Origin of the sequence: Microvirga massiliensis, from assembly GCF_001006805.1 — a bacterium.
Classification (GTDB): domain Bacteria; phylum Pseudomonadota; class Alphaproteobacteria; order Rhizobiales; family Beijerinckiaceae; genus Microvirga; species Microvirga massiliensis.
Genome location: NZ_LN811377.1, coordinates 1 through 6,214, shown reverse-complemented (window position 1 = coordinate 6,214; position 6,214 = coordinate 1). Strand labels below are relative to the sequence as shown.

General features: G+C 65.3%; 6 protein-coding genes and 1 pseudogene. 4 read left to right on the top strand and 3 right to left on the bottom strand.

Going from position 1 to position 6,214, the window contains the following annotated elements; all coding sequences use genetic code 11:
• Window positions 1–206 precede the first annotated feature (206 nt).
• On the bottom strand, window positions 207–2,516 hold the full coding sequence (locus BN1233_RS41445; protein ID WP_046869536.1) for an MHYT domain-containing protein: 2,310 nt from the start codon (window positions 2,514–2,516) through the stop codon (window positions 207–209).
• A 351-nt stretch (window positions 2,517–2,867) separates the two neighbouring features.
• On the opposite strand from BN1233_RS41445, the gene BN1233_RS41435 reads away from it, so the two are divergent.
• From BN1233_RS41435 to BN1233_RS41425, 3 genes are all read left to right on the top strand, one after another.
• Complete coding sequence (locus tag BN1233_RS41435; protein WP_244470781.1) at window positions 2,868–3,713, top strand: Hint domain-containing protein; 846 nt, start codon at window positions 2,868–2,870, stop codon at window positions 3,711–3,713.
• A 118-nt stretch (window positions 3,714–3,831) separates the two neighbouring features.
• A complete protein-coding gene (locus tag BN1233_RS41430; RefSeq protein WP_046869533.1) occupies window positions 3,832–4,089 on the top strand; it encodes a DUF6894 family protein in 258 nt (85 codons plus the stop codon).
• A gap of 176 nt (window positions 4,090–4,265) precedes the next feature.
• Complete coding sequence (locus tag BN1233_RS41425) at window positions 4,266–4,586, top strand: hypothetical protein (protein ID WP_147707853.1); 321 nt, start codon at window positions 4,266–4,268, stop codon at window positions 4,584–4,586.
• Between the two features lie 126 nt (window positions 4,587–4,712).
• On the opposite strand, the gene BN1233_RS41420 is transcribed toward BN1233_RS41425, so the two are convergent.
• Both BN1233_RS41420 and BN1233_RS41415 read right to left on the bottom strand, forming a co-directional pair.
• Window positions 4,713–5,033 (bottom strand): hypothetical protein, encoded by a 321-nt coding sequence (locus BN1233_RS41420; protein WP_052764144.1) that lies wholly within the window; start codon window positions 5,031–5,033, stop codon window positions 4,713–4,715.
• A gap of 193 nt (window positions 5,034–5,226) precedes the next feature.
• A complete protein-coding gene (locus tag BN1233_RS41415; protein ID WP_046869531.1) occupies window positions 5,227–5,841 on the bottom strand; it encodes a TetR/AcrR family transcriptional regulator in 615 nt (204 codons plus the stop codon).
• Window positions 5,842–6,022: 181 nt separating this feature from the next.
• Between BN1233_RS41415 and BN1233_RS49375 the strand changes: the two are divergent.
• Window positions 6,023–6,214: pseudogene (locus BN1233_RS49375) on the top strand (hypothetical protein); the annotation flags it as partial.

Sequence of the window (6,214 nt, the reverse complement as noted above, 5' to 3'; positions counted from 1 at the left end):
GCTCGTGAACTCACGCGCCAGCCGCATCGTGATCAAGCTTCCGGTTGGCCGGGTTCGACCTCCAGGATGTCAGCCGTATCAACATCATCGCCCGCCATGACCGTAGCCGAGTGGGTGTCTCTCGACGGTGGTGCCCGTCACGGAGGCGGGGCGCCATCCGCATCAGGGCGAGGTAGCGCTCTCGCCGGAGGCCTTCCGACAGGGTTTCAAGTCTTCTCGGCACCAGAGATCAACCGAAACGGCACCACATTTCCTGCCGTCGCTCTCCGCACGCCCTCGGCGACGGCTCGAGCAAGCGTATCCTGCGTGTAGGGCTTCGTGATCCTCACGAGGTCAGGTGCAAGATCGGAAGACAACTCCGCATAGCCGGTGGCCACGATCACCGGCAGATGCGGCCATCGCCTGCGGATTGCCTCGGTGAGTTGCAAGCCCGTCAGGCCCGGCATGACCTGGTCCGTGATCACCACGTCCACGGACATCCCTGTGTCGAGGTGATCGAGGGCCTCCTGGCCGGAGCCTGCCTCGACGACATGATGTCCAAGGTCCTCCAGCATGGCGGCCGTGTTCTGGAGCACAAGGGCGTCATCATCGACCACCAGCACCGCCAGGGGCCTGGTCCCAGATCCTGTGCTGTTCGTGGCAGGCTCCCTCGAGCGTGCAGCCTGCGGTGGCTGAGCCTCCGCGACAGGCAGCCAGATCTCGGCAGTCGTGCCTGCGCCCTCGCGGCTCTTCAGGACCAGACGCCCGCCCGACTGCGCGGCCAGCCCGTGCACCATCGAGAGGCCCAGGCCCGTGCCCCGCCCGACCCCCTTGGTCGTGAAGAACGGCTCCAGGGCGCGTGCCAGGGTGGCCTCGTCCATGCCCTGGCCGGTATCGGTCACGGACAAACACAGATAGCCGCCGGGTGCGAGGCCGCTGGGGTGAGCAGGACTGATGCTCCGCTGGTGGGCTGCAATCGCGATGATGCCGCCGGCGGGCATGGCATCGCGCGCATTCACCACGAGGTTCAGCAGCGCGAGTTCGAGTTGATTGGCATCGACCCGCGCGCAGGGCAGGGCGAGCGGAAAGCGGGTCTCGATCTGCACCATCGGCCCGATGGAGCGCTGGAGGAGATCGGTCATGCCCTTCACGAGGTCGGGCACATCGACGGGCTCGGGCTTGAGGTCCTGACGGCGCGCGAAGGCGAGCATCCGCTGTGTCAGGGCCGCGCCGCGCTGTGCGCCCTGGATCGCGCTGTCCACGAGCCGCGTGAGCTTCGGATCGTCGGGCAGGCGCTTGCGCAGGAGTTCGAGATTGCCGAGCACCACCGCGAGCAGATTGTTGAAGTCGTGCGCCACCCCGCCGGTCAGGTGCCCGACAGCCTCGATCTTCTGCGCTTGACGCAGCGCCTCTTCAGCCTTCTTGCGGGCCGTTACATCCACGATGCCACCTACGATGTGACTGAAGCGACCCTCGGCATCGCGCTCGACCCGTCCCGAGATCAACACATCGAGGACATCGCCACTCTTGTTGATGAGACGATACTCGGCATCCCTAAGTTCGCCCTTCTCCCGGAGAGCGGGCCAGACGACCTCGTTCCGGTGCTGGATCGAGTCCTCGGTCATGAAGTCCGTGAGCGGTCGACCCACGACCTCGTCGCGGCGATAGCCCAGGAGGGCGAGCCACGCATCGCTGACATGCTCGATCTGCCCGGCCTCGTTGACGGCATGGAGGGGCAGCGGCGTTTTCTTGTAAAGCCTCCGGAAGCGCTCCTCGCTGTCGCGCAAGGCGGCGGCTTCGCGCTCGGCCAGCAGGGCCAAGCGGCGGTCGAACATGGCCGCGATCAGCGCCAGGAACAGGATCAGGAAGGTCGTCGCGGCGACCGCCAGGGCGAGCGTGGTCTGATTGAGGCTGGCCTGCCCGTGAGCGTGATCCACGCTGGAATGCGCCGTGAAAACGGCTCCCTGCATCGCGGCGAAGTGCATGCCGGAGATCGCAAGCCCCATCGCGAGAGCGGCCACCAGCTTCTGCACCAGACCCGTTTTGCGAAAGGCCAGCCAGAGCGCGACAGTCGCGGCGCCGATGGCGATCAGGACCGAGATCGCCACCCACAGGTGGTTGTGGCGAAGGTCCGCCGCCATCCGCATCGCCACCATGCCGGTGTAGTGCATCGCAACGATCCCGAGCCCCATGAAGAGGCCGCTGAGGGCGAGAACGGCTGAACCTGTCTGCGTTCGGTTGACGACGAAGAAGCCACTCCCGGTGACCAAAATCGGCAACGCCAGCGACAGCAGGGTGAGGCCGAGATCGTAGTTCACCGCCATGCCCGGCATGTGGAAGGCCAGCATGGCGACGAAGTGCATGGACCAGATGCCACCCCCCATCGCGACGGCCGCGGTGACGAGCCAGGCATGGCTGGCCCAGCCCGTGGCGGCCTGAATGCGGCCTGCCAGATCGAGGGCCGTGTAGGAGGCGGCCGTTGCGATCAGGATCGAGAGGGCGACAAGGGTAAAATCGTGGGTTCCGGAAATGGTCATGTGTGCTCGAAGCGGAGCGGTTTCCCGCAACCTGCCTCAGGCAGCAAGTGGAAACCAGGGCATACCAGCAGACTCGTTCGGAGATGCCGCATGGGATGAGGGGGATTGAAACAATGGTCCCGAGGCTTCGTAAAGCTGCGGCTGGTGAGGCCGTAACACCCGCAGGTGACCTCGTCGAGACCGGCAGGGTCTCTGCCCGGAGGGCGCGCACGCGCCTTCTCGAGTCCCCGAAAGAAGAGGGTCCCTCGACCAAAGAGTGCCTGCCGGTACGGGAATACCGTCTTATTCGGCACTGAGCCCGAAGGGACTCCCATGAGATAAGACTATAACATCGCAATGGGAGGACAAATCTTGCCGCAAACCTCGGACCGGTATCGGCCCGTCAACCGGGCCCGGCGTCATTTTGTCGGATTGGCGGCGGCTGCAAGTGCCAAAGTGGCAGCCGTGAGCGCACTGGCAGTGACGACACTGTCGTCATCGGCCAGCGCCAGGAACGGGAACGGCAATGCGTTCGGGTGGGAAATCGGCAAGGGGAACCCTCATAAAGGTGGCGGTCACTGCTTCCTGCGGGGCACTTCCATCCTGACCCCGGCCGGCGAGGTTCGTATCGAGGATCTCAGGATCGGGGATCTCGTCGAGACGGTGCGCGGCGAGGCCATGCCGATCAAATGGATCGGCCGCCATCTCTTCCGGAAGAGCGGTGCGGCCTGGAGCGAACGCGTGATGCCGATCCGCATCTCACGCCACGCACTCGATGAGCGCACGCCCCACACCGATCTCTACCTCTCGCCGGAGCACGCCCTGTTCATCGATGGCGTGCTCATGCCCGTGGAGGCACTCGTGAATGGCACCTCGATCGTGCCCGCGCTGCCGTCAGACATGGAGACGGTCGAGTATTTCCACATCCTTCTTGACAGCCACGAGGTGATCCTGGCCGAGGGCGCTCATGCCGAGACGTGCCTTCTGCGTGGCAGCGATCATGAGCACTTCACGAACTTCATCGAATACGAGCGGCTCTACGGCAGCGGACCACGCCCCGTCATGGAGCCGTTCGCGCCGCAGGTAGGCTTCGACAATGCCCGCGAGCACCTGAAGGGGCTGCTGCTCCTCGGCCTCTCTCCGTTCGTCCAGGTGCATGACCCGGTCCGGAGCGCGTGGGAGCGTCTCGCCGCACGCGCCGAGGAGTGCGCGGGATAGGACCCGGATCGGAGATTCGGAACAGGGTGAGGATCGCGTCGGTCGAACCGATCAGGCCCTTGGCGGGGAGCCTGTCGTCGCTGCGGGCTGCCCGCGGTTTTGCGAACCTGAGAGGCTGATGCGACGCTACTTCTTCCATCTCGTGAAAGGGCGGGAGTCCATTCCGGACGAGGTCGGGGCCGGGATTGCCGATCTCGCGCAGGGCCGGGCCAGGGCCATCGAGGCGGCTTGGGAATTCCTGCAAGAGCATGCCGGCGCCGCCGTCGAACTGAAGGATTGGCGCATTGAGGTCGCCGACGAATCCGGCGCCATCGTGCTGAGGATCGACCTCGGCGAAATCGCCGGGAGCGAAGAGGGACGGACATCCCCCAATTGAAGGAGCGCCCGAGCGCCGGTGACCCGCATTGTCCGGGAGGCGATGTCCCCTCGTGCGGTCGGCCAACCGGCGAGGTCGACCGATCGCACCGCGCCGGCATACTGTGGCGCACCGAACCAAGACGAATGCGGAACGGCGCGTGAAGACGACAAGAAAGGCTTTTCACGGCAGCGACCGTGAGCAAAGTGTTCGCTGCGATGGCGGAGGGCCACCCCAGCGCCGCCACGGTGCTCCACCTGGTCTTCAAGCAGGTCCTGTTCCCCGTTGACGCGCTTCTCGACCTCGACGACATGAACATGCGCGGCCACCGGACCTGGCACGCCTTCCACCACGTCGTCGACGACAGCCTCGACGCGTTCGTCCTGCGCGTCACGGAACGGGACGACAGGCTCATGGCCGCCGTGAATATCCTGACGCTCGGGGAACGAGAGCGGGCGATCCGGAGTGATGGGAGTGATCGTCACTGGCGCATCTGGTCAACCCGCAGCGGCCAGTGACACGGTCAGGCTCGCAATCGACATTCCAGATCGGCGCGACCTCCCTCGAACCTCCTGTCCGACGGGGTGCGTGGCGGCGCCATTGACCCACGGGCACGATCCGACGCGTCGTTGGCCGTGACGGCCTCACCCGAAGCCGTCGCCTCGGCTTGCGCGGACCAGGCGCAGCACCTCCTCACGATCACCATCACGCAAGGCCTGCAAGGGTGTCTTGCCTTCGAGAACGGTGTCGGGCGCCAGCAGGAAGTCGAGCGTGACCCACGGACCCTCACGGGCGAGGCCGCGCACGACCTCCCTCAGGCCGGAGACGACCTCGCCGTCCTGGAACTGGCAGGCGGGATAGCGCCACTCGCTTTCGTTCCGGACGGCGAGCAGGGTGCCGGCGCGCCGTCGCTCATCGACGACTTGGCGTGTGTCCCGAGCCGCCGCGCGACCTCCTCTGCCCACAGGGTGCCGCCAGCTTGGCGCAGGAGTATCTCGCGGTGCTCTGCGTTCCGAGCCAGCAGGGGTGCGAGCGGGTTGGGGTCGGTAACGGCCGACACGACGACCTCAGAACAGGTGAGGAGACAGCTTAAGTGGTCATGTTCCCAAATCGCGTTTCACGACGAGCTCCGAGCAAGGGGTTCTGCCAAATGGTACGTCATGCTACTGCCAAGTTCTGCATCGGAGGCGATGCGCCAAGGGCTCGAAGCACGGCGTTAAGAGCTTGGCTGGCCAGGTCCGATGCGGCCCTTCGCTCCAGACTGCCGCGCACGACCTGAAGCCAGATGCCGATGACGATGTCGGCGGCCAGCTCCACGTCGTGCACGCTCAGGCGGCCCTGGTCATTCGCCTCGGTGAGATCGGCCTTGAGATGGGCGCGAATGCCGCGGGCGAACTCAGTGGGGGCCTGCGAGCTCTGAACCACGAGCCGTGCCCAGATGGGATCCGAGATCGCCTTGTCCAGGAATTGCGTGAAGGCGAAGGACAGGCGCGCGATGGGATCGGGCAGTTCGAGCCTGGCGGCCGTCAGCAGATCGTCAAAGCTCTCCCCGAGCTTCGCGCCCACGGCGGCGGCCAACTCCTCGATGCTTTGGAAGTGATAATAAAACGTCCCCTTTGCAACGCCCGCCGCTTCCACAACAGCATCCACTGTGAGCGCTTCGGGCGGTCGCTCCGCGAGAAGCATCGTGCCCGCGTCCAGGATCTGCGCCCGCGTCCTGGCACGCTTCTCCTGGCCGATCTCCGCTCTGCGCGCTGCGTCAATCTTCGCCATCCGTAACCCTCACCGCACGATTCTCTCGAATCTCGTATTGACTATATAGTCGAAATGACTTAAATGTTCAATTCGAGAGCGGGCAAGCATGATACGCCCGCTCCCCAGCCTCGCCGAACGCCTGCAACGCGGCCGTTCCGATGGGAGGCTCTGATGCAGCCGGCATTCGATCAGTTCCTGTGTGCTTGCGTCTCCTTCGGAGGCCGCTCCGAAGGATCCCTGCGTAATCGGGGGTGGGCGCGTCGTCACGACCAACAAGCTCGCCTCGGTAGCGCGGGGCGTCGGTCGCATCCGGTCGGGCCACGTGAGCCCCGTGGAATTTGAGGTGGCTGGCCGCCTCATAGCCCGCGATTTCGCAACCAGCAGTGCAAAC